Annotated in this window: 30 protein-coding genes and 1 tRNA gene; 15 read left to right on the forward strand and 16 right to left on the reverse strand. The window is 71.1% G+C overall.

Annotated features, from left to right (window positions below; translation table 11 throughout):
* Nucleotides 1-17: 17 nt before the first annotated feature.
* Together CXR44_RS19310 and CXR44_RS19315 are read right to left on the reverse strand one after the other, a co-directional pair.
* Nucleotides 18-1,046, reverse strand: coding sequence for a tripartite tricarboxylate transporter substrate-binding protein (locus CXR44_RS19310; protein ID WP_219601904.1), 1,029 nt, complete (start codon nucleotides 1,044-1,046; stop codon nucleotides 18-20).
* A gap of 269 nt (nucleotides 1,047-1,315) precedes the next feature.
* Nucleotides 1,316-4,228 carry a BTAD domain-containing putative transcriptional regulator gene (locus CXR44_RS19315; protein ID WP_144070010.1) on the reverse strand — a complete coding sequence of 971 codons (2,913 nt, stop codon included), beginning with the start codon at nucleotides 4,226-4,228 and terminating at the stop codon, nucleotides 1,316-1,318.
* 183 nt (nucleotides 4,229-4,411) lie between these two features.
* Here CXR44_RS19315 and CXR44_RS19320 point away from each other — a divergent pair, with 183 nt between their 5' ends.
* Complete coding sequence (locus tag CXR44_RS19320) at nucleotides 4,412-4,615, forward strand: hypothetical protein (protein ID WP_101787477.1); 204 nt, start codon at nucleotides 4,412-4,414, stop codon at nucleotides 4,613-4,615.
* A gap of 154 nt (nucleotides 4,616-4,769) precedes the next feature.
* Here CXR44_RS19320 and CXR44_RS19325 read toward each other — a convergent pair whose 3' ends face one another.
* From CXR44_RS19325 to CXR44_RS19335, 3 genes are all read right to left on the reverse strand, one after another.
* Nucleotides 4,770-5,249: a hypothetical protein gene (locus CXR44_RS19325; RefSeq protein WP_101787478.1), complete on the reverse strand. Its 480-nt coding sequence runs from the start codon at nucleotides 5,247-5,249 to the stop codon at nucleotides 4,770-4,772.
* A gap of 196 nt (nucleotides 5,250-5,445) precedes the next feature.
* The gene (locus tag CXR44_RS19330; protein ID WP_101787479.1) at nucleotides 5,446-6,117 is read right to left on the reverse strand and encodes a class I SAM-dependent DNA methyltransferase; all 672 of its coding nucleotides are present in this window, start codon (nucleotides 6,115-6,117) and stop codon (nucleotides 5,446-5,448) included.
* A 40-nt stretch (nucleotides 6,118-6,157) separates the two neighbouring features.
* Nucleotides 6,158-7,072 (reverse strand): diacylglycerol/lipid kinase family protein, encoded by a 915-nt coding sequence (locus tag CXR44_RS19335; protein ID WP_101787480.1) that lies wholly within the window; start codon nucleotides 7,070-7,072, stop codon nucleotides 6,158-6,160.
* 140 nt (nucleotides 7,073-7,212) lie between these two features.
* On the opposite strand from CXR44_RS19335, the gene CXR44_RS19340 reads away from it, so the two are divergent.
* Complete coding sequence (locus tag CXR44_RS19340; protein WP_144070012.1) at nucleotides 7,213-7,815, forward strand: hypothetical protein; 603 nt, start codon at nucleotides 7,213-7,215, stop codon at nucleotides 7,813-7,815.
* Nucleotides 7,816-7,892: 77 nt separating this feature from the next.
* On the opposite strand, the gene CXR44_RS19345 is transcribed toward CXR44_RS19340, so the two are convergent.
* The 3 genes from CXR44_RS19345 to CXR44_RS19355 form a co-directional block, all read right to left on the reverse strand.
* Nucleotides 7,893-8,384 (reverse strand): hypothetical protein, encoded by a 492-nt coding sequence (locus CXR44_RS19345; protein WP_144070013.1) that lies wholly within the window; start codon nucleotides 8,382-8,384, stop codon nucleotides 7,893-7,895.
* 107 nt (nucleotides 8,385-8,491) lie between these two features.
* Entirely contained in the window at nucleotides 8,492-9,241 is a 750-nt protein-coding gene (locus CXR44_RS19350) for a class I SAM-dependent methyltransferase (RefSeq protein WP_101787483.1), read from the reverse strand.
* Between the two features lie 314 nt (nucleotides 9,242-9,555).
* Nucleotides 9,556-10,071 carry a hypothetical protein gene (locus tag CXR44_RS19355; protein WP_101787484.1) on the reverse strand — a complete coding sequence of 172 codons (516 nt, stop codon included), beginning with the start codon at nucleotides 10,069-10,071 and terminating at the stop codon, nucleotides 9,556-9,558.
* 283 nt (nucleotides 10,072-10,354) lie between these two features.
* On the opposite strand from CXR44_RS19355, the gene CXR44_RS19360 reads away from it, so the two are divergent.
* The 6 genes from CXR44_RS19360 (at nucleotide 10,355) to CXR44_RS41715 (ending at nucleotide 13,567) form a co-directional block, all read left to right on the forward strand.
* Nucleotides 10,355-10,717: a hypothetical protein gene (locus CXR44_RS19360; RefSeq protein ID WP_144070014.1), complete on the forward strand. Its 363-nt coding sequence runs from the start codon at nucleotides 10,355-10,357 to the stop codon at nucleotides 10,715-10,717.
* 243 nt (nucleotides 10,718-10,960) lie between these two features.
* Nucleotides 10,961-11,281, forward strand: a complete 321-nt coding sequence (locus CXR44_RS19365; protein ID WP_101787486.1) for an immunity 53 family protein — start codon at nucleotides 10,961-10,963, stop codon at nucleotides 11,279-11,281.
* The gene (locus tag CXR44_RS19370; RefSeq protein ID WP_245899271.1) at nucleotides 11,274-11,807 is read left to right on the forward strand and encodes an SMI1/KNR4 family protein; all 534 of its coding nucleotides are present in this window, start codon (nucleotides 11,274-11,276) and stop codon (nucleotides 11,805-11,807) included. The genes CXR44_RS19365 and CXR44_RS19370 overlap by 8 nt, the downstream gene beginning before the upstream one ends.
* A gap of 329 nt (nucleotides 11,808-12,136) precedes the next feature.
* Nucleotides 12,137-12,337 carry a hypothetical protein gene (locus CXR44_RS19375; protein WP_144070015.1) on the forward strand — a complete coding sequence of 67 codons (201 nt, stop codon included), beginning with the start codon at nucleotides 12,137-12,139 and terminating at the stop codon, nucleotides 12,335-12,337.
* A 210-nt stretch (nucleotides 12,338-12,547) separates the two neighbouring features.
* Nucleotides 12,548-13,192, forward strand: coding sequence for a tyrosine-type recombinase/integrase (locus tag CXR44_RS19380; protein WP_219601912.1), 645 nt, complete (start codon nucleotides 12,548-12,550; stop codon nucleotides 13,190-13,192).
* A gap of 243 nt (nucleotides 13,193-13,435) precedes the next feature.
* Entirely contained in the window at nucleotides 13,436-13,567 is a 132-nt protein-coding gene (locus tag CXR44_RS41715; RefSeq protein ID WP_281260288.1) for a hypothetical protein, read from the forward strand.
* Between the two features lie 78 nt (nucleotides 13,568-13,645).
* Here CXR44_RS41715 and CXR44_RS19385 read toward each other — a convergent pair.
* The 3 genes from CXR44_RS19385 to CXR44_RS40200 all read right to left on the reverse strand — a co-directional run bounded on the left by CXR44_RS19385 (nucleotide 13,646) and on the right by CXR44_RS40200 (nucleotide 14,598).
* Nucleotides 13,646-13,718, reverse strand: a tRNA-Ala gene (locus CXR44_RS19385).
* A gap of 16 nt (nucleotides 13,719-13,734) precedes the next feature.
* Complete coding sequence (locus CXR44_RS19390; RefSeq protein WP_101787488.1) at nucleotides 13,735-14,463, reverse strand: HAD-IA family hydrolase; 729 nt, start codon at nucleotides 14,461-14,463, stop codon at nucleotides 13,735-13,737.
* Between the two features lie 15 nt (nucleotides 14,464-14,478).
* A complete protein-coding gene (locus CXR44_RS40200) occupies nucleotides 14,479-14,598 on the reverse strand; it encodes a DLW-39 family protein (protein WP_218061633.1) in 120 nt (39 codons plus the stop codon).
* A gap of 276 nt (nucleotides 14,599-14,874) precedes the next feature.
* On the opposite strand from CXR44_RS40200, the gene CXR44_RS19395 reads away from it, so the two are divergent.
* On the forward strand, nucleotides 14,875-15,081 hold the full coding sequence (locus CXR44_RS19395) for a heavy-metal-associated domain-containing protein (RefSeq protein ID WP_101787709.1): 207 nt from the start codon (nucleotides 14,875-14,877) through the stop codon (nucleotides 15,079-15,081).
* Nucleotides 15,082-15,097: 16 nt separating this feature from the next.
* On the opposite strand, the gene CXR44_RS19400 is transcribed toward CXR44_RS19395, so the two are convergent.
* Both CXR44_RS19400 and CXR44_RS19405 read right to left on the reverse strand, forming a co-directional pair.
* Nucleotides 15,098-16,507: an MFS transporter gene (locus CXR44_RS19400; protein ID WP_101787489.1), complete on the reverse strand. Its 1,410-nt coding sequence runs from the start codon at nucleotides 16,505-16,507 to the stop codon at nucleotides 15,098-15,100.
* A 3-nt stretch (nucleotides 16,508-16,510) separates the two neighbouring features.
* Nucleotides 16,511-16,960 carry a carboxymuconolactone decarboxylase family protein gene (locus CXR44_RS19405; protein ID WP_101787490.1) on the reverse strand — a complete coding sequence of 150 codons (450 nt, stop codon included), beginning with the start codon at nucleotides 16,958-16,960 and terminating at the stop codon, nucleotides 16,511-16,513.
* A gap of 69 nt (nucleotides 16,961-17,029) precedes the next feature.
* On the opposite strand from CXR44_RS19405, the gene pdxR reads away from it, so the two are divergent.
* Complete coding sequence (gene pdxR, locus CXR44_RS19410; protein WP_101787491.1) at nucleotides 17,030-18,448, forward strand: MocR-like pyridoxine biosynthesis transcription factor PdxR; 1,419 nt, start codon at nucleotides 17,030-17,032, stop codon at nucleotides 18,446-18,448.
* Here pdxR and CXR44_RS19415 read toward each other — a convergent pair.
* Together CXR44_RS19415 and CXR44_RS19420 are read right to left on the reverse strand one after the other, a co-directional pair.
* Nucleotides 18,398-18,922 carry a universal stress protein gene (locus tag CXR44_RS19415; protein WP_219601913.1) on the reverse strand — a complete coding sequence of 175 codons (525 nt, stop codon included), beginning with the start codon at nucleotides 18,920-18,922 and terminating at the stop codon, nucleotides 18,398-18,400. The two genes, pdxR and CXR44_RS19415, sit on opposite strands and share 51 nt — an antisense overlap.
* Before the next feature lie 156 nt (nucleotides 18,923-19,078).
* Entirely contained in the window at nucleotides 19,079-19,798 is a 720-nt protein-coding gene (locus CXR44_RS19420) for a hypothetical protein (RefSeq protein ID WP_144070016.1), read from the reverse strand.
* A gap of 159 nt (nucleotides 19,799-19,957) precedes the next feature.
* Here CXR44_RS19420 and CXR44_RS19425 point away from each other — a divergent pair, with 159 nt between their 5' ends.
* From CXR44_RS19425 to CXR44_RS19445, 5 genes are all read left to right on the forward strand, one after another.
* Nucleotides 19,958-21,352, forward strand: a complete 1,395-nt coding sequence (locus tag CXR44_RS19425; protein ID WP_101787494.1) for an MFS transporter — start codon at nucleotides 19,958-19,960, stop codon at nucleotides 21,350-21,352.
* 53 nt (nucleotides 21,353-21,405) lie between these two features.
* Nucleotides 21,406-22,593, forward strand: coding sequence for an epoxide hydrolase family protein (locus CXR44_RS19430; RefSeq protein WP_101787495.1), 1,188 nt, complete (start codon nucleotides 21,406-21,408; stop codon nucleotides 22,591-22,593).
* 100 nt (nucleotides 22,594-22,693) lie between these two features.
* The gene (locus CXR44_RS19435) at nucleotides 22,694-23,239 is read left to right on the forward strand and encodes an MFS transporter (protein WP_245899272.1); all 546 of its coding nucleotides are present in this window, start codon (nucleotides 22,694-22,696) and stop codon (nucleotides 23,237-23,239) included.
* 74 nt (nucleotides 23,240-23,313) lie between these two features.
* Nucleotides 23,314-23,859: a copper chaperone PCu(A)C gene (locus tag CXR44_RS19440; RefSeq protein WP_101787496.1), complete on the forward strand. Its 546-nt coding sequence runs from the start codon at nucleotides 23,314-23,316 to the stop codon at nucleotides 23,857-23,859.
* On the forward strand, nucleotides 23,859-25,019 hold the full coding sequence (locus tag CXR44_RS19445; protein ID WP_101787497.1) for a Dyp-type peroxidase: 1,161 nt from the start codon (nucleotides 23,859-23,861) through the stop codon (nucleotides 25,017-25,019). The genes CXR44_RS19440 and CXR44_RS19445 overlap by 1 nt, the downstream gene beginning before the upstream one ends.
* Nucleotides 25,020-25,042: 23 nt before the next feature.
* Here CXR44_RS19445 and CXR44_RS19450 read toward each other — a convergent pair whose 3' ends face one another.
* Nucleotides 25,043-25,549, reverse strand: coding sequence for an MSMEG_6728 family protein (locus CXR44_RS19450; protein ID WP_101787498.1), 507 nt, complete (start codon nucleotides 25,547-25,549; stop codon nucleotides 25,043-25,045).
* Nucleotides 25,550-25,637: the final 88 nt, after the last annotated feature.

Here is a 25,637-nt window from a genome sequence, read left to right on the forward strand (position 1 = left end):
ACCGGCGGCGCTCCACCTCAGGAGGCCTTGACGCCGGCGTCGGCGATGACCTTCGCCCAGGTGCCGAGTTGCTCCTGGAGCTTGTCCCGGTGCGCCTGCGGGGTCGCGTCCTCGGCCGGGACCGGCGTGGTGCCGAGCTTGGCCATCTGGTCGACGACTGCTCGGTCGGCCAGCGCCGCCTTCAGCGCCTCGGACAGCTTCTGCACGACCTCCTGCGGCGTGCCGGCCGGGACGTAGAGTCCGTGCCACACGCTGACCTGCAGCTTGGGCAGCCCGGCCTCGGCCGTGGTGGGCACGTCGGGCAGGCTCTTCACCCGCTCCGGCGTGGTGACCGCGTACGCCTTCACCTCCCCCGCGGAGATCTGGCCGCTGGTGTTGGTCGTCTGGTCGCACATGAAGTCGACCTGGCCGCCGACGAGGTCGGTCAGCGCGGGACCGGTCCCCTCGTACGGGACCTCCTGGAGCTTGACCCCGGCGGCGGACTGGAACAGCAGGCCGCACAGGTGCGACGCGGCGCCGATGCCGGCGTTGGCCAGCGTGACCTTGCCGGCGTTCGCCTTCACGTGGGCCACGAGATCCTGCAGCGTCGCGGGCGCGAAGTCCTTGCGGGCGACGACCGTCATCGGTACCTCGGTGACGAGCCCGACCGTGCCGAAGTCCTCGAGCGGCTTGTAGCCCAGGTCCTTGTACAGGGCGGGCGCCGTCGACATGCCGATGTGGTGCATGAGCACCGTGTAGCCGTCGGGCTGGGCCCGCGCGACCTCACCGGCGCCGACCGTGCCGCCCGCGCCCTCGACGTTCTGGACGACGATCTTGGTGCCGAGCTTGGCGGCCATCGGCTCGGCGATCATGCGGGTGACGGTGTCCGTCGGGCCGCCCGCGCTGAACGGCACGACGAAGGTGATGTTCTTGTCCGGGTAACCACCGCCGGTGGCGCCTCCATTGCCGTTTCCGGCGCCGTTTCCGGAACAGGCGGCCATGAGCGAAACGACGCCGATCGCGGCCATCATTCGCGCGGCGACCCGGTGCCTGATGCTCGTTCTCATAACGCGGCCTCCTCGAATGCCGGCCTCGGTTTCGGCCGGCAGGGACGCGGATGGTGTCAGATCAATTCCAAGGAACGCGCCGGATGTCAGGACAATGCTGAGAACTCCAGGATGACACGAGCGTATATCTCGCCCGGACGATCTGCCGATACGGTGCCGCCGTCATCGATCCGGCCGGCCCGCCCTCTCTCGGGACTCCGGCACGCGATCAGAGAGCGCCTTGAATGCATGAGACGTGGAAAGGCGGCGCCGTGCCCCTCCGCCGCATGTCATCTGCGGGCCGCTGACATCTCCAGCTTCTTCCGCACCCGCTCCACCTCGGCCAGGCGGTGCTGGGAGCCGTAGAGAGCCAGCGCGTCCCGCCAGGCGGCCCTCGCCTCCGCGTCGTTCCCGATGGCGTGGTGGGTGTCGCCGAGGCCCACCAGCGTGTCGGCGCCCTGGAAGGCGTTGCCGGTGCCCTCCCGCAGGTCGAGACACTGCCCGTAGTACTCCAGCGCGCGCTCGTAGTCGCCCTGACGGAAGGCGAGCATGCCGAGGCTGTCCAGCGTGGCGGCCTCGCCGCCGCGGTCCTCGTGACGGCGGAAGAGCGTGAGGGCCTGCTCGCAGGCGACGCGCGCCGCCTCGTGCTCGCCGAGCTGCAGGCGGATCCAGCCCACGGCGCTGAGGGCGTTGGCCTCCCAGATGGGGTCGCCCACCTCGCGCTGCAGCCGCAGCGCGGCCCGCGCGTGGCCGAGCCCGCGCCGCGGTTGCCCGCGGACGCTCCACATCCACCCCATCGTGTGGTGCACCTGGGCCAGCCTGGACTGGTCCTGCGCCTTCTCGAACAGCTCCACTGCCTGGTCGAGATGGACGAGCGCCTCGTCGATCCGGGCGGCCGCCGCGTAGGCGTACCCCGTGTGCCAGTGGACGACGGCGGTGGTGTGCGGATCGCCCAGCCGGTCCGCGGCCGCCAGCGCGACCTGCCAGGAGTCGAGCCGTTCCCGGGTGTAGGAGCGGCGCAGCAAGAAGGTGTTCATGCCCCAGGCGAGCTGCCAGCCCGTCACGTCCATGCCCAGCCCGGGGGTGAGGAGCTGGGCGGCCAGCAAGCACGGCAGTTCGGCCTCGAACCAGGCCAGAGCGGCGGCCTCGTCCTCGAACATCGGGACCTCCCCTTGCCACGGAGCGGCCGCGATGGCGGGACGATGCGGGAAGAGCACCCGGTCCGCGGCACAGGCGGTGGCTGTGCAGGCCTCGAGCAGACGTGCCAGAGCCTGTTTCCGGACGTGCTCCGGCAGGTCCGCCTCGGCCCGTTCGGCGGCGTAGAGCCGGACGAGGTCGTGCATCCGGTACCGGCCCGGGGAGTGCTGGCGGATGAGGTTGGCGGTCTCCAGCGTGGTGATGAGGGCGCGAGTCTCGGCGGTCGGGAGCCCCACGAGTGCGGCCGCCGCCGGCAGTCCGGCATCGGGGCCGGGAGCCGTGCCCAGCAGGAGGAAGAGCCGGGCGGCCCGCGCATCCAACGCCGCGTACGAGGAGGAGAACACGGCACGCAGCCCGGCGCCCAGATCGCCGGTCTGCAGCGCGTCGAGCCTGGTCGCCGGGTCGCGCAGCTCCTGCGCGAGAACGGCCAGGGGAAAGCCGGGATGCGCGGTGGCCCGGGCGGCCAGGACTCCCAGCGCCAGCGGCAGGCCGCCGCTGTGCTCCAGCAACACGGCGACGGAGGCGGGATCCGCGGCCATCGTCTCCGGGCCGAAGTGGTGGGAGAGCATCCGGTGGGCCTCCTCGTCGGAGAAGGCGCCGACCTCCAGCAGTTGGGCGGAGTGGGTGGCGTTCAGGCTCACCAGCCGGTTGCGACTGGTCACCAGCACGGTGCAGCCCGGCCTGCCGGGGATGAGCGGCGTCACCTGGGCGCTGTCCCTGGCGTTGTCCAGGACGACGAGCAGCCGGCGGTCCGCGAGGACGGACCGGTACAGCGCAGCCTGCGCCTCCTGGTCCACGGGGATGACCTTGGGCGGCACACCCAGCGCTTCCAGGAAGTGGCGCAGCACGGTGCTCGGCGGCACCGGCTCCTCGGCGTTGTCGAACCCGCGGAGGTTCGCGTACAACTGTCCGTCCGGATAGCGGTCGCGACGGGCGTGCGCCCAGTGCAGCGCGAGCCAGGTCTTGCCGAGGCCGCCGGGCCCGCTGATCACGGCGACGCCGACGTTGTCCGCGCCGCAGATCAGCCGCCGGTCGAGCTCCCGCAGCTCAGAGCTCCTGTTCATGAACGACGCGGGCGGGGCGGGAAGCTGGCTGGGCACGGGCGGGAACCCCGCCGGCGCCGACCCGAGCGGGCCGTCCCGCCGCGGCGCCGATACGCGGGGAGCGTCCGGCTGCTGTGGCGGGAACGTGTCGGACCGGAGGATCCGCTGCTGCAGCTGCCGGAGCTCGTTCGTCGGCTCCACGCCCAGTTCGTCGACGATCCGGTCCCGAAACCGCCGGTACACCTCCAGCGCCTCGCCGCGCCGCCCGCTCCTGTGCAGCGCCTCCATGAGCCGGCCGTGGAGGCGTTCCCTCAGCGGGGCCTCGCCGGCCAGCGTGCGCGCCTCTGTGACGACATCGGAGATCCTGTCCAGCGCCAGAAGCACGGCCTGCCGCTCCTCCAGCGCGTCGAGCCTCAGCCCGTCCAGCCACTGGGCCTGCGCCTCGGCGAACGAGCCGCTGATCCCGCCGAGCGGGGCGCCCTGCCACCAGCTCAGCGCCTCGTCATAGCGCCCGAGCGCCTCCTCCGGGCGGCCCGCGGCCATGGCTTCACGGGCCAGCGCCACCTGGGACCGGAAGCAGGCGAGGTCGAGGCCGCCGGCGGTCAGCCTGAGAACGTAGCCCGGCCGCTGGGTGTGGATGACGTCGGCACCCACCGCGACGCAGCTACGGCGCACCTCGGAAATCAGCATCCTGACCCTGGACGCCGAGCCGCTGTGCCAGGGCCGATCCCAGACCGCCTCCGCCAGCCGCTGCGTCGAGACCACGCGATCGGCGTGCAACAGCAGCACCGCGAGAAGGGCTCCTTGCTTGCCGGAGAAGGTGACCCGCCCGGCACTCGCCTCCAGCTGAACGGGTCCAAGGAGGCGAAACAGTGTCGCCGGCGCGGCGCCGTCCCCATCTTTCATCAGCGGCCCCCTCCCGCCTCTGACAACGCACGAGTGTATCGGCGAGACGATCATCATGCTGGCGTTCGCGTCCCCCACCGCTCCAGCACTTCTCCGGCCCAAGAACCGGGACCCTGGGCAGAAAACAGGCGGAAATCAGGCACTTGATCCATAGGCTCGGACCGCAATTTCGTGGGACGTACCCCCATACCTGAAAAGGATTGGCGCATGAAGACTGCAATGAGGCGTATCTCTCTGGGAATGTCGACCACCATCGCCGCCGCCGCCATGGTCGCCGTCCTCGCCCCGGCGCCGGCCTCCGCGCAGGTGATCGTCAGGTGGTACCCGTACACCACCGCAGGTGCGAAGGCGTGCAACAGCGCCGCCAACGCCGCGGGTCCCGAGTACTACTGCACCGTGGTCACGGTCGGCTCCACCAAGATGTACGCCCTCGCCAGGCCCTAGCTCGTCAGCCGGGTCCTGCCGCGAGCCGCGCCGTAGCGGTCGGTGAGCCGCGGTGCGGCGGGCCGGCCACCGTCTCCCCCTGCGGAGGCGGTGGCCCTGTGCGGACCCGGTCATGCGACGGTGACCACTCCCGGGCTCGCCGACGGCATGACGATCAGGCGCGCGACCTCAGCCGCTGCCACCAGGAAGGCTTGATGACGCGGGCCGTGGTCCCGTACGGTGCCTCGCCCGTCACGACGTACGCGTAGAAGGCCGCAAGGTCGTGCCGGGTCCCGTCATGGATGCGCTTGGCGACCTTGTTGTGCGGGTAGCCGCGGAGACCTGCCGGGCTTTCGACTGCGGCACCGTTCTGGTCCGTGCAGTACACCCACGTCCAGTCACCGTTGCGGACGATCATCTCGCCCAGGTACGCCCCGGCCCCCATGATCACACTGTGCGCCACCTCGGCAGAAGGCCGCGAGGCGGCGAACTCCGCGCAGTAGTTGTCAAGGTGGTGGAGGAACGCCGGGTCCCAGTCGAAGGCGTAGCCGTCCTCGCGCGTGTGCTCCACGAAGAGGTCGGCCAGGAAGCGCATGTACTCGGCGGTCTCGGCGTCGCTCGGTGGCGGGTCCTGCCGTGCTTTCCGGCGCAGCATCCATCGACTCCTGTGTCTCGTCAGGGATCAGCTTTCCACGTCTGTCATGCCTCGGGATGGGCGAGGAACGGTTCGATGCGATCCTCGACGCCGCCGACGGCACCACCCACGGCACGAGCATCGTCCGGGTCGGGTGAGCCGGTGCGGTGAGGCCCGTACCTGCCGGCCCCATGGGGACGGGCCGGCAGGTACGCGTTCATCCCACGCTGCCCGTGTCCGCCGCCGTGTCGGGGCCGCGGCGCATCAGCAGGTGGCCGCGGCGGAATCGTTCGTCCTCCAGCGGCTCGCGCAACATCCGCCCCACCTCGACGAACTCCTCCTTGCGTGCCAGGTCGGCCAGGTCGTCGATCGGCCACCGGTAGGCGGGCGCGACCCTGTGGTCGAACTCCAGCACCGGACCGCCGTCGGATTCGAAGAAGCCGAGCAGGAGGTGACCACCCGGGGCCAGCACCCGGCGGAACTCGGCGAAGTACGGGGGCAGCTCCGGTGGCGGGACGTGGATGAAGGAGTACCAGGCGACCAGGCCGCCCAGCTCGCCGTCGGCCACGTCGAAGGCGCCCATCGAACCGACCTCGAAGCTCAGGCCGGGATGGTCCCTGCGGGCGATCTCGATCGCCGCGGGAGACAGATCGATGCCGAAGGCGTCCAGTCCGAGGTCACGCAGGTGTGCCGTCATGTACCCGGGACCGCAGCCGGCGTCGGCGACGGGCCGGGGCCCGGCGGCCCGTACGAGTTCGGCGAACACGGCGAGCATCGCGCGGTCCAGTGGCAGGCGGTCGAGCGAGTCTCGGACGACGTCGGCGTAGAGGTCGGCGACGGCGTCGTAGGCGTCCGCCGTCGCGGTCAGATAGGGGGAGGATTCGGCCACGGCGGACGACTGTAGCCCACCGGTCGGCACAAGTCGTCGATCATCGACCCGTCGGCGCGTCCTCTCCGTTCCCGTCGGCGGGCGGCAGGCAGACCACAAGCGCGCCCGCCGCGGCCTTGGCCTTGATCCGGGTGGTGGGCTCGCGTTCTCCGCCGTCGAGTTCGTACGTCAGCGGGATCCCGAACCGGGCCGACACCTTCCTGGCCCGGGTGACGCGGACGAACGGCGAGCCGTCGGAGCGTCCGAGGGCCATCCTGCCGATCACCCGCGCCCACTGGACCGGCCCCTTGGCGGTGGAGACGCCGACCTCCAGCCAGCCGTCGTCAGGCCGCGCGTCGTCGAAGGCGGCGACGCCGCCCGCGATCCTGCTCACGTTGCCCAGCAGCAGGCAGCTCGCCCGCCCGTCGAACCAGAGCGTCCCGTCAATCTTGATCTTCATCGGCACCAGCGGTCCCCCGACGTGCCGGACGGCCGCCCTGACGTAGCTGAGCTTCCCGAGCCGCTTCTTGGCCTGCCCGTCGGCGTCGGCGATCATGTCGGCCTCGAACCCGGCCCCCGCCATCACGGCGAAGTGCTCGCCGTTGAGCACCCCCAGGTCCAGCTTCTCCCGCCGTCCGTGGAAGCCGATCCGCACCGCCTCGTCGAGGTCGGCTGGGATGCCCAGGTTCGCGGCGAACAGGTTGGCCGTCCCCGCCGGGAGCACGGCCATCGGCACGCCGGAGTCGGCCATCTCGTCGGCGCAGCGCTGCACCATGCCGTCGCCACCCCAGACGAACACCAGGTCGGCGCCCCGCTCCAGCGCTCGGCGGACCTTCTTGGGCGCCTTCCTGCTCTTGGACACCTCGTACCAGTGCAGTTCGCTGACGCCTTCTTCGGCGATGAGCACGCGCAGTCTGTCCAGACCTGCGCCGAGATTCTTCTTCCGGTGCGCGACGACGGCCACAGTGGGGGACATGGGTGCACAGCTACCCCGAACGCCGCATTTCAGGCGGACGCGGCGATGCCGCCTGCCGGCCAGCACCGTGCTCCGGCCGCCCGGTCAACTCGTCCGGCGGCCCTGACACGCGGCGGCTCCATGCTCCTAAGCTGCGCGCCATGGACAACGGTGGAACGTATCTCCGAGTGGCGGACGTCACTGCGACGCTGGACACGGTGCTCACCACCCTGCGGGCCGCGGGCGCCGACCACGCCTACCGCCTGGGCGGCACGAGCGCGGCCCTCCTCCAGGGCGTTCACCTACCTGCCGGGGACATCGACCTGCTGGCGGCGCGGCGGGAGGACGTGGACGCGTTCGCTGCCGCGCTCGCCTCGTACCCCTGCCTTCATGCCGCCTCGTGGCTGCCGGAGTCCTCGCAGTACTTCACCAGGTACGAGGTGCGCGGCGTCAAGGTGGAGATGAGCACCGTCGAGAGGCAGGTCGACTCGGACGCGATGGAATGCGTCGGCCGCGGCCCGTGGCAGCACCACGTGTGGGTCGCGTGCGGCTCGCACCGGGTGCCCGCGGTTCGTCTGGAACTCCGGCTGGCGACCGAGCTCGTACGGAACCGGGCCGACCGCTACGAACCCCTCCTCGACCACCTGACCGCACACGAGTGCGATGCCGACCTGTTGCACCGGGCCATGCGGGACCAGGGCCTGTCAGCGGAACACCGGCGCCTGGTCTGGGACCGCCTCGGCCGCGCGGCTCCCCCTCCTTGAACACCGCGACGGCCCGGCGGCCGGACTTCGTCCGGGCCACCCCACCTGAGAGGCGAGGCCGACGATCACGGGAAATGTCAGCTGACATGGGGAGGCTTACGTCTCCCCCTGCGGTCCCCGCGAACGGACGTCTGCCGTGCCGACGCCACGTGCCCCTCCCATCCGGACCACCGGAACAAGGCGATGGCGCCGCCGACGAGGGTGGTGAACGCGCCCGCGAGAACGTTCAGCATGCCGAGGACCAGTTCGGCGTCCGGGTCCCCGGTCCCGGAAGGTCGTCCCTCGGCCCAGGTCGTCGTCGCCCACGCCTGCGTCGCGACGATCACGCCGAACGCGATCGTGACCGCAGCGAGAAGGTAGCCGGGAGGACGCGTCCAAGCCTTCCTCGCGACCAGCACGGTGCCCACCAGTAGCCCGAGAGGGACCGTGACGAGCTGGCCCAGGTCCAGGCCGACCAGGACCGCGACACGAATCTCCTCGACGTCGCCGCCACGCTGAGCCCACGACAACGGGATCACCATGACGCCGCCTGCGAGAAGGCCGACCGCCAGTAGTCGAAGTACCGCCACACGCGCCATGATCGTGGACGGCCCCGCCCCTGCGCCACACCTGTAGCCAGATGGCGCCCAGCCGGCGAACATCCCGGCGCCCTTGCGCCGCGCCGGATGCTTCCCCATCAGCTGCCGGGCAGTACGGCCTCGATGAGGAAGCGGTGGTTCCGAGCGGTGAACGCGCCCGCTGAGCGGATCCGCTCATGGAGGCTCCGCAGCGGCCGCCCATAGCGTTCGGGATCGAAGTCGCGAATCTGCCACGGGACGGTTCGCAGGTGGAAGACCACGGCCCCTATGTCATGGAAGACATAGGGGATCATCTCTTCCTGAGCGTCCACGACATCGAAACCGTGGTCGCGGAGGCGATCCACTGCGACGGCCAGCGTCCACGCCTCCGGATCGGGGGAAGGTGCGCCGAGGGCGACGTTCAGCTCCAGGTCGTTGCGGCTGCCGACCTGCTGGGTGAGAAGCCGGCCACCCGGGGCGAGGACCCGGGCTGTCTCGGCAGGGTTCAACGCGCCGTGCCTGTTGAGGACGAGATCGAAAGCGGCTTCGCTCAGGGGGACGGCATCCGCCGTACCACCGACCACAGCCGCACGGAGCGGTCGAAGCCGCGTGGCGGCGACGGGTACGTTGGGCGGCCACGCCTCCAACGCGACAGTGTGCCGCGGCAGCGGAGCCAGGGAAGCGAGGACTTCGCCGCCGCCGGTGTCGATGTCAAGCAGTCGCGGTGCCGCCGAGAGAAGCGCTGAGGCCCGCTCGGCGTATCGCCATGATGGGCTCCCGCCACTCGTTCGGTCCCGTAGCCGGCTGAAGTCCCATCCGCTCAGGGACGCGTGCAGGGCGTCTTCAACAAGATCGTCGTAGCTGGGCACCTGGCCACGCTAACGACGCCGAGGAATGCCGGCCACCGGGTCATGGCGGACAAGGACGCCCACCGGCGTTTCGGCAACCTCCGCACGCTACCGTCCGACCGGTTCCAGATCCGCGAGAGTGGACGAACCCGGATCACGGCAATCTCCCTGCACGCCACCCGCGACCCCGACCAGTGGATCGCCGACGCGCCCAGCGCCCGCGCACAGGCCGGACAACACCAGAGCTGGTGGCACGTTGATGGCACGAACGCCCCGTCCCGAGTCCCGCCAGGTTCGTCCCCCGGCCGTGCGGCCAAGACGCGACAGGCATGGCCCTACCAGCCGCCCATCCAGCAGTACAGCTGCTGCTCGTGCTCCTTCGCCCGGCGCGCGAGCCCCACGAGCTCCTCGATCAGAGGTAGCAGGTCCTGCGGGCCCGTGTCGCTGTAGATCTCGAACTCCTCGATCGTCGACCATTGAGCCGCCAGAGCCAGAAGACGGTCGTTCTCGACACCGGCCAAGGCGTCACGGACACGCCCCGCGAACTCGGCGACCACGGGCCCTTCGAGGTAGGGCGACCCCTCCGGGAGAGCGTCCGCCTCCTCCGGGCTCTGCGGTGCTCCTTCGGGAGGCGGGTACAGGAAGGTGAGGCCGACAAGGTCGACCGAGTACGGCTCACCGAGGATGAGCGCGACCAACTTGCAGAACTCGTACTCCGGGTCGACCTTCCCCGCGTCCACGGCGTCGAAGGCGGGCCCCTCGTCCGGCGTGTCGATGGCCCTCGGACACTCGGGGTGCACGATCGCGGCATCCCGATCCATGGCGCGGTAATACTCGTTGATGGCACCCACTCATGAGCTCCCGCAAAATGATCGACTGACCGTCAGGGTACGAGACGCACAACAGCGGCAACACGCCTTTCTGAAGCACCACGTCCTCAACGCGCCTGTCAGCATGGCCGCAGGATGGCATGGGGTTTCGAACCTGCGCATGCTCGTCCGACGGATCACCCGTCCGTGAACGTGACCCCACCGTCGACCCGCCCGAGGGGAAAGCGGGTCAGGGCCAGGGATTCCAGATGGAGTCCCGGAGCCGGAGCGCCCTCGCTGGAGACGATTGGTCGAGGAGGTGTGGATGCGTGACGAGGATAGGACGACCTTCGTCCTGCTGCGAGGACGTCAACCGGTCGCGGAGTTGGTGGTGGTCGCAGACGAGTTCCCTCAGCTGTACTGCGAGGTGAAACACTTGCAGGGCTTCGAAGAGGTGCGGTCCACCCTGGTGAGGGCTTGGGAAGCGGTCGAAGGCCGAGCGGGGATCTGGGCGATCGTGCGTATGAAGTTGCTGCGCTTGCGCCTGCGTCCCAGCTATGGCGGTCCGCTGATCAGCAACGTGGTGCTCATCCTCGATGGAGATCGGGCAGTGCTGCGGTATCGCTACGGGCCTATAGCCATGTGGCGCCTTCGGCGATGGAGGCGGAATATGGACGCAGACAGCTAACGGAAGATTCCTGCTCACGAGAGCGAAAAGGCCACTCCCGGATCATGGCAAATTTCCTTTGACCTGCGGTGGAGCCTAGCGGTTTCGAACCGCTGACATCCTGTTTCAAAGACGCATGCTGATCATGCCTGACCTGCGAATACGCAGTTCACCATGCTGATGGCATTTCCCGTGACTCGCCGCTGTTCCCTCTTGTTCCCACCCCATCGGGCACGGCATGGGCGCGGCTGACAGAATCTTCACATGATCACCGACGCGCTCGGCTTTCTTCAGTCTTGGTACACTTCCCACTGCGATGGCGACTGGGAGCATAGCTACGGCGTGACGATCGACACCCTGGACAACCCGGGATGGCGCCTGAAAATCGACCTTTTGAGTACGCCTCTCGCAGGCGCATTACTAGATCGCCTGGTGGTGGAACGCACTGAAGACGACTGGGTGCACGTCTGGAGTGATGGCACTCACTTCGAAGGAGCTTGCGGCCCTCTGAACCTCGGTGAGGTGCTGGAGCACTTTCGAGTCTTCGCTGGGCCGGCGAGTGCTCGGGGTGGCGAACATGTCTGATGATCTCGCATTGCCTACTGCCCTGGCGGAGGTGGCCGAGGTCGGCTTCGAGTGGGAATGGGACGAGGAAGCCGACGAGGCCCGCGACTGTGACTTCGAGCTATACCACCAGTTCGAGGCCCCCGACCGGACGGCGTCGTGGTTCCGCCTGTGGACCGGCAACGAAGAGGCCGACGGCAGCGAGTTCCGCTTCTTCGGCACGACGGGGGCGGGTGACTACACCGGCTTCTGGCTGGTACGGCCCGATGCGGCGATCACCGACCAGCCCGTCGTCTACATCGGTTCCGAGGGAGAGCGCGGTGTGATCGCCCGCGATCTCTGCGACCTCCTCTGGCTGTTCGCCGCCGGTCTGGGCCCTGCTGAGGCGTTCATGGACCCTGACTCCCCTGCACATCCGAACGAAGCCTTCCGTACCATCGCCGACCGACACGCACCCGGCCGCCGTCGTTCCCCCGCCCAGATCGTGGCTGCCGCACGAGCAGAGTTCCCGCATTTCTCAGATCTCATCGACACGATGTGCCGCTGAGCGGAACTCACTTGGCCTTCGAAGTCCGGGTTCGAAGATCCCACTATGATCAAGCCATGGGTGCCCAGGTCACACAGTTTCGGTTATATCGGTACACGTGCGCCGAAAAATGTCAGAATGAATTGCTGGTCCGGGTTAATCTGCCAAGCTACCCGAACTACGATCAGACAGCCGAAGACGCGGCGGAGGATTTCGCCGATTCCGCGGCCATTCACCTTCGGACCTGGTGGCAGCGCTGGCTATTGCCCCGTGAATGTCGCCGTGAACACGAGTCCCGGCTGATGAACGTCTTGCAATAGGCCGTCGCGGAAGAACTCGACGGCCCGGGCTTGAAAGAAATGTTGGTGTGGGTAACGGCGATCGATCGCGATCCGATCATCGGCGCGGCCTCTACGGAAGAAGAGTTCTGGCGCCAACTGAACGAGTACTACGGGCCGGATAACTACCCGCATCCGTGCGGGCAGGTTGTCTCCCAATCAGTCTATTTCCTGACCGAGCAGGACGGAGCAGGCGATCTCCCCGACGCCTGACACCCAAGCCCAACATCAGACTCCCGAGCGGGATCACGCGGGCGACCAAGGAACGCCCGCCATCGCTTCTACCCCGCCACCCCACACCGCGGCAACGCGGTCGGCACCCTCCGAGTGGACCGTCCACGACGCCTACATGACGCTACGCGCCGCACTCAGCAACGCCGTCCGCGAAGAGACCTGACCCGCAACGCCGCCGCCAACATCAAGATGCCGGTCCCCCGCAAGCGCAAGGTCAAGCCCTGGTCCGTCGAAGAGGCACGGACGTTCCTGGAGTCCGCGCGCAGCCGGGAAGACCCGATGTACCCGGCCTACGTCCTGGTGCTCCTCCTTGGCCTCCGCCTCGGCGAAGCGCTCGGGCTGCGCTGGGAAGACGTCGACCTCGACCGCGCCGAGATGACGATCGGCTGGCAACTCCAGCGAGTCACCGGCAAGCTGCTGCACCGCCGCACCAAGACCGACGCCTCCGACGCCACGCTCCCTTTCCCCGAGATCGTCACAACAGCGCTCCGTGCCCGTCAACGGGCACGCGACCTCGCCCGCGAAGCAGCAGGCGAGAACTGGCACGAGACCGGCCTCGTCTTCACCACCGCCAGCGGCCGACCGGTGGAGCCGTCCAACTTCCGCCGCAGCTTCGCAGGCGCCTGCGACAAAGCCGGAGTGCGTAAGGTGCACGTCCACGCAACCCGCAAGACCTGCGCGTCCTTGCTCGTCGCCCTCGACGTCCACCCGCGCGTCGCCATACAGATCCTGCGCCACTCACAGATCTCCGTGACCATGAACATCTACAGCGAAGTGTCCTCGGAGGAGACGTGTAGGGCACTCAAGCGCCTGGGAGATCATCTGGAGCAGTAGGAGCAACAGGATCAAAAGCTAAGGCCATCCCTTTTGGGGTGGCCTTCGTTGTCGATCAACGGATATCCGCCCCTCCGCTGCCGAACGGCTCGTAAGGTCAGCGCCATGGCTGACGTCATTATTTGGGTGAAGCCCTTCGAGGCCAAGAATCACGACCCAGACACCAAGGGACGCAGGGGCCTCTGCAGCTGGCACGAGATGACTTTGAGGCGAGGTCCATGTCCGAACAAGCCGTAGGCGAGCGTGAAGATCGGATACGCGGACGCGGGCTACGAACCGGTGCAGTCAGCCTGCGTCGAGGCCCTCAAGGAGATCTCACAGCGCTACGGCTTCCCGATCCCGCAGGAGCAAGGCGAACGTGTGGAGAACAGTTGATGCCGTAGCTGTATTTCGCTGCTGTACGAGAGCGAAAAGGCCACTTCCCGATCATGGGAAGTGGCCTTTGACCTGCGGTGGAGCCTAGCGGATTCGAACCGCTGACATCCTGCTTGCAAAGCAGGCGCTCTGCCAGCTGAGCTAAGGCCCCTTCGATCGAAGATAGCTTACCCGGCCGGAGCGGTTGTGTGGTGCGGGGTCATGTCGTCGCTGAGGACGAGGCTGGGGAAGTCGGCGATCGAGTCGAGGATGTGGGTGGCGCCGCCTTTGAGGAGGCGTTCGCGGCTGTGGACGCCGGTCATGACGCCGGCCACGACGGAGGCGCCGGAGCGGCGGCCGCAGAGCATGTCGCTCTCCGAGTCGCCGATCACGGCGACCTGGCGGACGTCCTCGATGCCGAGGCGGAGGACGGCGTGCAGGACCATGTCGGGCCAGGGGCGGCCGCGGCCGCCCGCGTCCTCGGGGGAGATGGCCAGGTCGATCTTGTCGTCCCAGCCGAGGACGCTCAGGACGCGGCTCAGGGTGGTGCGGCTGAAGCCGGTGATGAGGGCCAGCCGGATGCCGGAGCCGCGGAGTTTGTCGAGGACCTCGATGACTCCGGGCATGGCGACGAGGCCCGCGCGTTCGAGGGCGCCCTCGTAGGAGCGTTCGAACGTGAGGTTCGCCGCCTGGGCCTGGACCTCGTTGCCGGGGAAGATCCCCCGGAAGACATCGATCTTGGGACAGCCCCGGGACCGGTGCACGTGAACCATCGCACGCGCGTACGCTCCGGTCCCGGGGACTATGCCCTGCGTGGCGATCGCCTCAGCGAACGCGCGCTCGACCATGGCGATGTCACCGACTGTTGTGCCGGCCAGGTCCAGGCACGCCAGCTTGATGGGGACGACGTCACTCATCGCCTCGCCAGGCGGTCAGTTGTCGCTGCCGGTGGCCTCGGTCCACAGATCGAGCTCGGCGCGATCAGCCTGCACCTTGCGCCAGACAAGCAGCCCCCCGAGGGCGACCAGCGCCAGAACAAGCAGCTTCTTCACGGTGTGACCCCACTTCTCGACGGCCTCACCTGCCGGGGTGAGACCCAACGGTTGACATGCAGCCTAGCAAGGTATGGCTGCGGTCCTTGTGTTGCGCAAGAGTCAGATGTACGGAATGTGCAAAGCATGGTCAGGCAGTCGCAGGTGAGAGGTGGTATTCGCGGCGCCTCGCGGACTTCCTTCCGATGGCGGCCGGCGGGCCCCGGAGCCGGATCGATACCCTAGGTGGGTACGGTGTAGCCTGGGGTTCTCGGCGTGACCTGGAAGGAGAGCTTCATGAGCACCGCAACCTACACCGTCAAAGGCATGACCTGCGGCCATTGCGTGAGTTCCGTCAAGGAGGAGGTCTCGGAGGTAGCCGGGGTCACCTCGGTGGAGGTGGACCTCCCCACCGGGCTGCTCACCGTGGAGAGCGACGGACCGGTCCAGGAGGCCGACGTCGTGGCGGCGGTCGAGGAGGCGGGGTACGAGGTGGTCAGGTAGGGCCGGTACGAGGTGGTCAGGTAGGGCGGGCCCAGCGGACCGCGGGCGCCATGGCGGCCCCGGCCGCCATGAACACCACGCCGACCACCAGCCAGCCGGCGGCGCCCCACCCGATGATCACCGTGGTGAGCAGCGCCGGGCCCAGCGCCCTGGCCACGGCGGTTCCGCTGCCGAAGAATCCCTGGTACTGCCCCTGCCGGCCCTCCGGCGCTAGGCCGAAGGAGATCTCCCAGGATCCCGCGGCCAGCAGCATCTCGGCCAGCACCTGGGGCACCACCGCGGCCACGATGACGGCGCCGGCGAGCCAGGCGGGCACGCCGGCCGCCGACAGCGCGAACACCACGCAGGCCAGCAGCATGAGCGCACCCGCCCGGCGTACCGACCGGGCGGCGTCCGCCAGGCCGCGCACCCGCCGGGCGACGCGCACCTGGAACGCCAGGACCCCCGCCGTGTTCACCAGGAACAGCACGGAGACCAGCCAGGCCGGGGCCGGCGTGCGCAACGTGATCCAGAGCGGCACCACCACGCTGAGCAGCGGCATGTAGCAGAGCAGCACCGTGTTGATCAACGTCACCAGCGCGTACGGCCGGTCGCGCAGCACGGCGAGGCGCGGGCCCTTGGCGACCGGCGCGGGGGTCAGAGCCGGCAGCCTCAGCAGGACGAGGCCGGCGAGGAGGAAGCCGGCCACGTCCACGGCGAACACCGTCAGGTACGCCTCCCGGGTGCCGACGTGCAGCGCGAGCCCGCCCAGCCCGGCGCCCGCCGCGAGGCCGCCGTTCAGCGTGGACTGCAGGGCGGCGCGTACCCGGGTACGGCGGGCGGGTTCCACGAGAGCGGCGAGCAGGGCCTGCCGGGCGGCCGACAGGCCGGTCTGCGCGGCGCCGTACAGGCAGGCCACCACCACGAACATGCCGAACGACCGGACGAACACGAACGACCCGACCGCCGTGGCCGTGACGACGGCGAGCAGCACGGCGACGCCGCGCGGCCCGCGCCGGTCGGCGAGGTGACCCAGCGGCACGCCCGCGAACGCCCCCACGGCCCAGCCGAGCGTCAGCCCGAAGCCGATCTGCGCGGCCGACAGTCCGACGACGTGGGAGAAGTAGAGGGCCGAGGTGACGAGATAGGCCCCGTCGCCGACGGAGTTCGCGAGCTGGGCGAGGGTGAGCGTCCGTTCCGCCCGCGTCGCGACCCGAGCCGAACCGGCGGGTGCGGAGACACCGCCACCGGCGGACGCGGAGACACCGCCCCCAGCGGGCGCGGAGGCAACGCCATCCGCGGGCGCGGGACCGGGAGCGCCGTCCTCCGCGGTATGCGGGGCGGGCGTGGGAGCGCCGTGCCCGGTGGGGGCCGGGGCGGGCGTGGGAGCGCCGTGTCCGGTCCGGGCCGGGGTGGGCGCGGGCGTGTCGCCGGGTGCGCCGGTCAAGGGTCAGGCCTTGTACGACGCGGGGGTCATGCGGGTGGCGACTCCCATCCGGTTCCAGGCGTTGATGGTGGCGACGGCCACGATGAGCGCGGCGAGCTGGCCCTCGTCGAAGTGCTCCGCCGCCTCCTGCCAGATCTCGTCGGTGACGTCGTGGGTGGACAGCCTGGTGGCGGCCTCGGTGAAGGCCAGGGCGGCGCGTTCCTGGGGGGTGAAGAAGGGCGCCTCGCGCCACACGGACACGGCGTGCAGCCTGGCGTCGCTCTCGCCCGCCTGCTTGGCGTCGGAGCTGTGCATGTCCACGCAGTAGACACAGCCGTTGATCTGGCTGGCGCGCAGCCTGACGAGTTCGAGGAGGGGGGCGGGCAGCGTGCCCTCGGCGACGTAGCGGTCGAGGCCGGCCATGGCCCGGTAGGCGTCGGCGGCCAGGGCGCCGAGGTTGAGGCGTTCGGTCATGGCCCCCAACCTAGAAGCCCCGTTGTCCCGATATAAGCTCCAATTTCCGGCGAAATGATTGGGCCAAGCATGGACGTCCACGTGACCCTGTCCGGGCGCGGTGACCTGGCGGCACAGGTCTACCGGCAGCTGCTGGAGGCGATCCTCGACGGGCGGCTCCGGCCGGGCGAGCGGCTGCCGCCGACCCGGGAGCTGGCCCGGCGGCTGGAGATCTCCCGCAACACGGTCGCCGTCGCCTACGACCGGCTGGTGGCCGACGGGTTCCTGGTGGGGCGGGCGGGCGCGGGGACGTTCGTGGCGGCAGGACCGGTACGGGGCCGTGCGGCGCCGCGCGGGGTGGTGCAGCCGCGCGCCGTGTGGCGTTCGCTGCCCCCGGCGCAGCCGCCGGCGGCTCCGGCGGCGTACGACTTCCGGGTGGGCGTGCCGGACCCGCGGCTGTTCCCGATGGAGGCGTGGCGCCGGCTGGTGGCCCGGGAACTGCGGGTGAGCGCGGTGACCGGCGGGTACGGCGACCCGGCGGGGCACGAGGGCCTGCGCGAGGCGATCGCCCGGCACGTCGGCGTCAGCCGTTCGGTGCGGGCGGGCGCCGGCGACGTGCTCATCACGAGCGGCGCGCAGCAGGCGCTCGACCTGGTGGGACGGGTGCTGATCGAGCCGGGCGCCTGCGTGGCCGTCGAGGAGCCCGGCTACCCGCCGGCGCGGCTGCTGTTCCGCTCGCTCGGCGCGCGGGTGGCCGGGGTGCCGGTGGACGACGAGGGCATCGACGTCTCCGCCCTGCCGAACACCGCCCGGCTGGTGTACGTGACGCCGTCGCACCAGTTCCCGCTGGGCACGCCGATGTCGCCGGCGCGCCGGGCGGCGCTGCTCGCCTGGGCCGAGCGGCGCCAGGCGGTGATCATCGAGGACGACTACGACAGCGAGTTCCGCTTCGGCGACCGGCCGCTGGAGCCGCTGCAGAGCCTGGACCGGGCCGGCCGGGTGGTCTACGTCGGGTCGTTCTCGAAGACGCTGCTGCCGGCGTTGCGCCTGGGGTTCCTGGTGGCGCCGGCGTCGCTGGTGCCCGCGCTGAGCGCCGCCAAGCAGCTCACCGACTGGCACGGGGCGCTGCCGACGCAGGCGGCCCTGGCCAGGTTCATCGACGAGGGCCTGCTGTCGCGGCACATCAGGAGGGCCACCCGCGAGTACGCCGCCAGGCACGCCGTGATCACCGAGGCGGTCACGGCCGACGAGCGCCTGCGCCCGGTGCCCTCGGTCGCGGGCCTGCACCTGTGCGCGCGCCTGGCCGAAGGCGTGTCCGTACGGCCCGCGCCCGGCCTGGCGGTGGAGTCGCTCGCCGCGTACCACGACGGGCCCCCGGCGGGGAGCGGGCTGATCATCGGGTACGGCGCGATCCGGAAGGAGGCGATCCCCGCGGGGCTGCGGCTTCTGCTGGGGTCGCTACGGCTGGGGGTGCCGCCGGCCCCAGAAGCGTCTGGCGCGCTCGCCTGAGTCGACGGGGTCCTCGGGCGGCGAGGGCTGCTGCACGATGACGAGCGTGGCCTTGGCGTGGCGCGCGCAGTACATGCTGGTGGAGGGCAGCAGGAGGCGGCTGAGCAGCCCGCGCCTGCTGCGGCCGAGCACGAGGAGGTCGCCCTCCCTGGCCAGGTCCACGAGGTGGTAGCCGGGGTCGCCGACCTTGCCGACCACGACCGTGGCGAGGTCGGCGGGCATCCCGCCCGCCACGTCGTCGAACACGCCGGCGATGATCTCGTTGCAGCGCGCCTCCTCCCCCGCCCGCAGGGCGTTCTGCACGGGCAGCGCCTCGGGGAACGGGTGGACCGGCGCCCTGCTCACGTGCACGGCGACGAGCGGCATGCGGTGCAGCCTGGCGGCGCCGATGGCCCAGGCCAGGGCCCAGCGCGAGGCGGGGCTCTCGTCGACCCCGACGATCAGCCGCGCTCCGCCGGGCAGGTCACGTTCCACGGCACCCTCCTCACAGGGGTACTCGACCATAGTGCTCCTTGCCGCTGGTTACCTGAAGGTGGCAATTTGCGAACTTTGGGATCCCCGAAAGGGGCGACGCGCAGAGTCACCACTCTGCTGCCCGTCGCGGGCCACGGCAAGCCCAACCGCGGATCTTCAGACGAGCCCGAGGAGGCCTTCGAACAGGGTCTCGCGTTCGTCGCCGGAGAGCCGGTCGTAGGCCCGGGCGGCCCGGTGGTTGGTGTCGTCCTCGATGGCGTCGCGGAGCGGACCCGGCTGCAGGTCCACGATCGTGCCCGCGGTCAGGCCCGCCGCCGCCCAGGCCGCGGCGTGCGCGTCGGCCCGGTCGTAGCGCAGCGCGGCCACCCGGTTGAACAGCAGCACCCCCGCGGGCGTCCCCGCCGGCTCGTACGGTGGCGCCATCACCTCCAGGGCCGCCCCGGGATCGCTCCCGGCCCGGTCCAGGACCCTGCCGGTGAGGTCGGCGAGGGGTTCCAGGTCGTGGGCGGCCCAGACGCGCCGGGTGGCGTCGGCGTGCGCGGCGTACACGCCGTCGATGAACGCCATGCCCCTGGCCGTGAGGCGTAGCGTGCCCTCGCCGTCCACGGTCAGGGCGCCCTGCGCGACGTGTTCGTGGATCTCGGCGTCCAGCTCGGCGGCGCTGCCGTACCGGTGGACGGCGGACAGCGCGCGGCGGGTGATCGGGCGCAGCGGCAGGACATGGCGCAGGTCGAGCAGGAGTCCGGGGGTCAGGCCGACGGCTTCGGCGTGGGCGGTGACCGCTCGGCGGGCCACGGCGTGCACGTTCACGTGGACCGCGTTGACGACCGGAGCGATCGCTGCGGCATATGTCGACAGATCCTGAATTATCGGCATTGCGGGCCATTATGCCTGCGTTGTCGGTGACCCATAGCTGATCCGCAGCAATTCGTCAGTGACCCACTCCAGGGTTCTCTCGGGGCGACGTCAACCGGACGGGCCGGTCCGGTGTTCCCCCCTTCGTCGTCCCCTCCTCCCCCTTCCTGGAGTACCTCCATGTCACCGAGCCGCTGGTGGGCACTGCCCGTGGTGCTGGTCGCCGTCTTCATGACCACGTTGGACTTCTTCGTGGCCAACCTGGCGATCCCGTCGATCCGGGCGGGACTGGCGGCGAGCGGCTCCGAGGCGCAGCTCGTGATCGCTGCGTACGGGCTGGCGTACGCCGCGGGACTCGTGGTCTCGGGGCGGCTGGGCGATCTGTACGGGCCGCGCCGGATCTTCGTCGTGGGACTCGCCGCGTTCACGCTGGCCTCGGCGGCGTGCGGGGCCGCACCGTCGCCGGCGGCGCTGGTGGCGGCGCGGGCGGCGCAGGGGGTGGCCGCCGCGCTGCTCGCGCCGCAGGTCCTCACGCTGCTCGGCGCGCTGTACCGGGGCGCGGACCGGCCACGGGCCTTCGGCTGGTACGGCACAGCCGTGGGCCTCGCCGGGGTGGGCGGACAGGCCATCGGCGGGCTGCTGGTCGCGGCGGACCCGATGGGGCTGGGCTGGCGGGCCTGCTTCCTGGCGAACGTGCCCCTCGGCCTGGCCGCCCTGGCCCTGACACCGTGGCTGGTCCCGGTGCCGGCCGTGCCACGACGCGCCGACAGGCTGGACACGGCGGGGGCGGTGCTGGTCGCAGCCGGGCTGGTGGCGCTCGTGCTGCCCCTTGTCCAGGGGCGCGAGCAGGGCTGGCCGGCGTGGACGTGGCCGTGCCTGGCCGCCTCGGTGCCGCTGCTGGCCGTCTTCACCCGCCGGCAGCGGCGGCTGGCGGCGGGCGGGCAGCAGCCGCTGCTCGACCTCGGCGTCTTCGCGGCGAAGGGGTTCGCGTCGGGGCTCGCCGCCGTGGCGCTGCTGTTCGGCGGCTCGGCGGGCGTGTCGTTCGTGCTGGCGCTCTACCTGCAGGAGGGGCTGCGGCTGGGGCCGCTGGCCGCCGGGCTGGTGTGCACGGCGCTGAACGCCGGGTTCTTCGCCGCCTCCCTGCGCACCGCGTCGCTGGCGGGGCGGCTCGGGCACCGGTTGCCGCTGGCGGGGGCGGTGACGCTGGTGCTGGGGCTCGCGTCGCTGCACCACGCCGTCGGGGGCGTGGGCGCGGTGCCGTACCGGGTGGCGGGGGCGCTGCTCGTGACGGGCGCCGGGATGGGGCTGGTGATGTCGCCGCTGATCTCCGCCGTCCTGGCCCGCGTCCACCCCGGCAGGGCCGGAGCGGCGGCGGGCGTGCTGGGGACGGTGCAGGAGACCGGGGGCGTGCTGGGCGGCACGGTGACGGGGACGGTGCTGCTCGGCTCGCTGGACGCCGGTTGGCCGGCCGGCGCCCAGGCGGGGCTGACCGTGCCCGTCGTCTGCGCCCTGGGCGTGCTGGCCGTCCTCGCCCTGACCAAGCCGGGTCCCGCCCCCGCGCCGGCCTGCGCGTAGGTCCGCGACAATCGCGGAACCAAGTCTTCCGCGATGCTTCCTACCTTGGGGACATGGCAAACGACGGCGGCATCCGCCCCTTCCGCATCGACATCCCCCAGGCCGACCTGGACGACCTGAGGTCCCGCCTGACCGGCACACGCTGGCCCGCCCAGCCGGGTGCCGACGACTGGAGCCGCGGCGTCCCCACCGGCTACCTCAGGAAGCTGGCCGACTACTGGGCCACCGGCTTCGACTGGCGAGCGCGGGAGGCGGCGCTGAACGAGGTGCCGCAGTTCACGACGGTCATCGACGGGCAGACCATCCACTTCTTCCACGTGCGCTCCCCCGAACCCGGCGCGGTGCCGCTGCTCCTCACCCACGGCTGGCCCAGCTCGCCGGTGGAGTACCTGAAGCTCGTGGGCCCGCTGACCGATCCCGGCGCCCACGGCGGCGACCCCGCCGACGCCTTCCACCTGGTGATCCCCTCGCTGCCGGGCTACGGCTTCTCGAACCCGACCGGCCCCGGCGGCTTCGACCTCTTCGGCGTGGCGCGCGCCTGGGCGGAGCTGATGCGCCGGCTCGGTTACGAGCGGTACGCGGCCCACGGCACCGACGTCGGCTCCGGCGTGACCGGCATACTGCCGATGGTGGATCCGGGGCGGGTGCTCGGCACCCACCTGAGCGGCACGGTGGCGGCGCACCCGTTCGGCCCGGCGCTCGACCTGGACGGGCTGACGGGCGCCGACCGGGCGCGGGCCGAGCGCTTCAACGCGCTGCGCGAGGACGGCGTCGGCTACCTGATGATGCAGGCGACCCGGCCGCAGACCCTCGCCTACGGGCTGAACGACTCGCCGGTCGGGCAGCTCGCCTGGATCGTGGAGAAGTTCCAGGAGTGGACGGACCCCGCCGCCCCGCTGCCCGAGGACGCGGTCGATCTCGACCAGCTCCTGACCAACGTGAGCATCTACTGGTTCACCGGCTCGGGGGCGTCGACCGCGCACGCGGTCCACGAGGGGATGCGGGCCTGGCGCGCCTTCGCCGCCCAGCAGGGGCAACCGGCCGCCGACGCCGGACAGCCGCAGGGCGCGCCGACCGGGGTGGCCGTCTTCGCCGCGGACACCACGATCCGCTCGATCATGGACCCGGCCGGCTCCATCACGCACTGGTCGGAGTACGACCGGGGCGGCCACTTCGCCGCCATGGAGACGCCCGACCTGCTCGCCCGCGACATCCGCGCCTTCTTCCGCCCCCTGCGCTGACGCCCGGGCCGGCTGAGTCGCCCGGCCGATCGGCCGCCGGGCACGGGATTCGGGAGTCCGGCAGGAGGGGCGGCGCGAAGCGTGGGATGATGGCGGCACTGTGTCCGCGTCCGTGCCGTTCCGCCTGCTGCGCACCTCGGTGTTCGCCGTGGTGTGTCTCGCGCTGGGCCTGGGGGCGCACCTGTTCGGCGGGGGCACGGTGTCGGCGGACGTCCTGGCCGGGGGGCTGGTGGCGGCGTTCGCGGTGGCCTATCCCCTGTCGGGGCGCGAACGCTCGTTCGGCGCCGTCCTGTCGTTGCTGGGCGGGTTGCAGGTCGCCATGCACGTGGGGTTCTCGCTGGCGCACGCCGCCGCGCCGGTCGAGGCGCCGGCGCACGGCCACTCGGGGCTGGTGCCGGGGCTGGGCATGCTGGTGGCGCACCTGTGGGCGACCGGGCTGACAGCGCTGTGGCTGGCCCGGGGTGAGGCGCTGTTCTGGGCGGTGCTGCGGCGGCTGGCGGTGCGGCTGCTGGCGGTGTTCCGGCCTGTCGCCGCGTGGACGCCTTTCCTTCCCGCCCGTACGGCTGAGCCGCCCGCGCTGCGGTCGGCCGTGCTGCGCCACGTGGTCAGCAGGCGGGGACCGCCTGTGCTCGTCGATTTCGGCTGACATTTCCTGATTTCGACGACTGTGCCCGGACGGGTGGCTTCGGCGTGCCCGTACCCGGGTCGAAAGGCATCCCCATGTTCTCTCGCCCTGCCCTGACCCTGGCCGCCGTCCTCGCCCTCGGCGCGTGCGGCGCGCAGCCCACCCAGAACGCCGCCGCGCCCGCCTCGCAGGCGCCCACGGCCACCACGACCACCGGCGCCGCCCCCAGCGCCTCCGCCGGGGCCGCTCTCACCATCACCGACCCGTGGGTCAAGACCGTGAAGAAGGGCATGACCGCCGCGTTCGGCACCCTGGTCAACGACACCGACGCCGACATCGCGGTCGTCGCCGGCACCTCACCCCTGTCCCCGAAGGTCGAGCTGCACGAGGTCGTCGAGGCGGACGGCAAGATGGTCATGCGGCCCAAGGAGGGCGGCTTCGTCGTGCCGGCACGGGGCACCCACGAGCTGAAGCCCGGCGGCGACCACATCATGCTGATGGGCGTCACCGGCGAGGTGCAGCCGGGGGCCCGCATCCCGTTCACGCTCACGGTCAAGGACGGCGCGCCGCTGGAGTTCACCGCCGTGGGCAAGGACTTCGCCGGGGCGAAGGAGGACTACCAGCCCGGGGCCGGTCACTGATGGCGTCCGGGATCAGCAGGCGGGCGCTGCTGGCGGGCGGCGCCGCCGCCCTGCCGCTGGCGGGCGCGGGCGACCGTGCCTCCGCCACGGAGCACGCCGCCACGGCCCACAGCCCCGCCGTGGAGCGGTTCGACGGCGTCCACCAGGCGGGCATCGCCACGCCGCCGCAGGCCCACGCCGTCTTCCTCGGGCTCGACCTGAAGCCGGACAGCGGCAGGGACGCGATCACCCGGCTGATGCAGTTGCTCACCGACGACGCCCGCCGCCTCACCCAGGGGCGGCCGGCTCTCGCCGACACCGAGCCCGAGCTGGCCACCGACCCCGCCCGGCTGACCGTGACGTTCGGGTTCGGCCCCGGGCTGTTCAGGGCGGCCAAGGTGGACTCGCCGGTGGCGCCGCTGCCGTCGTTCTCCGTCGACAGGCTGGACGACCGGTGGAGCGGCGGCGACCTGCTGGTGCAGATCTGCGCCGACGACCCGGTCACCGTGGCCCACGCGCTGCGGATGGTCGTCAAGGACGCGCGGTCCTTCACCAGGGTCCGCTGGACCCAGCGCGGCTTCCGGCGACGGGCGGGCGCGGGCTCCACCGGTGAGACGCAGCGCAACCTGATGGGCCAGCTCGACGGCACGGTCAACCCGACGGACCTCGACCGGGCCGTGTGGATCGGGCAGGGACCCGAAGGGATGCGCGGCGGCACCACCATGGTGCTGCGCCGTATCCGGATGAACCTGGAGACCTGGGACGCCGCCGACCGGCCGGCCAGGGAGTTCACCATCGGCCGCCGCCTGGACACGGGTGCCCCGCTGACCGGGAGGGCCGAGCGTGACGAGCCCGACTTCGCCCGGCTCAACACGCTGGGCTTCCCCGTCATCCCCGAGTACGCCCACATCAGGCGGGCGCGGGTGGAGGATCCGGGGCAGCGCATCCTGCGAAGGCCGTACAACTACGACGACGGACTGACGGCCGGCGGGACGTCCGACTCGGGGCTGCTCTTCGCCTCCTACCAGGCGGACGTCGAGCGGCAGTTCGTCCCGGTGCAGCGCAGGATCGCCGACGGCGACCTGCTCAACGAGTGGATCACGCCGATCGGCTCGGCGGTCTTCGCCGTCCCGCCGGGCTGCGCGGCCGACGGCTGGATCGGCGACCGGCTGCTCGGCTGACAGTCAGGACCGGCGCCTTCGGCTCACCCGAACCGCCGGTCCGGCAGGCAGGCCGGCGGCCGGTCCGAGGGCGGCCAGACGTACGGGAGGTCGTCAGGCTCGGGGCCGAACAGGGGGGTGAAGAGGGGACCGTAGAAGTCGGGAGCCTTGCGCAGGAGGGCGGAGCGGTGGCTGCGGTGGAGGGCGGCGTCGCCGAGCCAGGGAGGCAGCTCGCCGGCCGCCGCCAGCGCGGGCTGGGTGCGGACGGTGTGCCGGTCGCAGCGGGCGGCCAGGTCGCGGGTGATGGTGTCGGCGCAGGTGTCGGTGCGGCCGGTGGAGCACCAGTGGTGGCACACGTCGAGGCCGTAGCGGGCCAGGGCCTCCTCGTAGCCCGCCCACATGCGGACGGCCGGGTGGTGGCGCCAGCCGTAGCCGGGGACGGTGAGGGCGCGCAGGATCTGCAGGGCCTCGACCCGCTGCTTGCCGAGGCGCAGCGGGTCGAGGGACTCGGCGCAGCGGGTGAAGTCGGGGAAGGGCAGGAATGTTTGCATCGGCTCGCCGTCTCGCCGTCGTGGGGCCGTCCGCCGGCAGGTCTCATCCGGGCCCTTCCCGCAGGCCGGGCCCGGATAACGTCCCTGC

It is taken from the genome of Nonomuraea indica (genome assembly GCF_002850745.1).
Lineage (GTDB): Bacteria > Actinomycetota > Actinomycetes > Streptosporangiales > Streptosporangiaceae > Nonomuraea > Nonomuraea indica.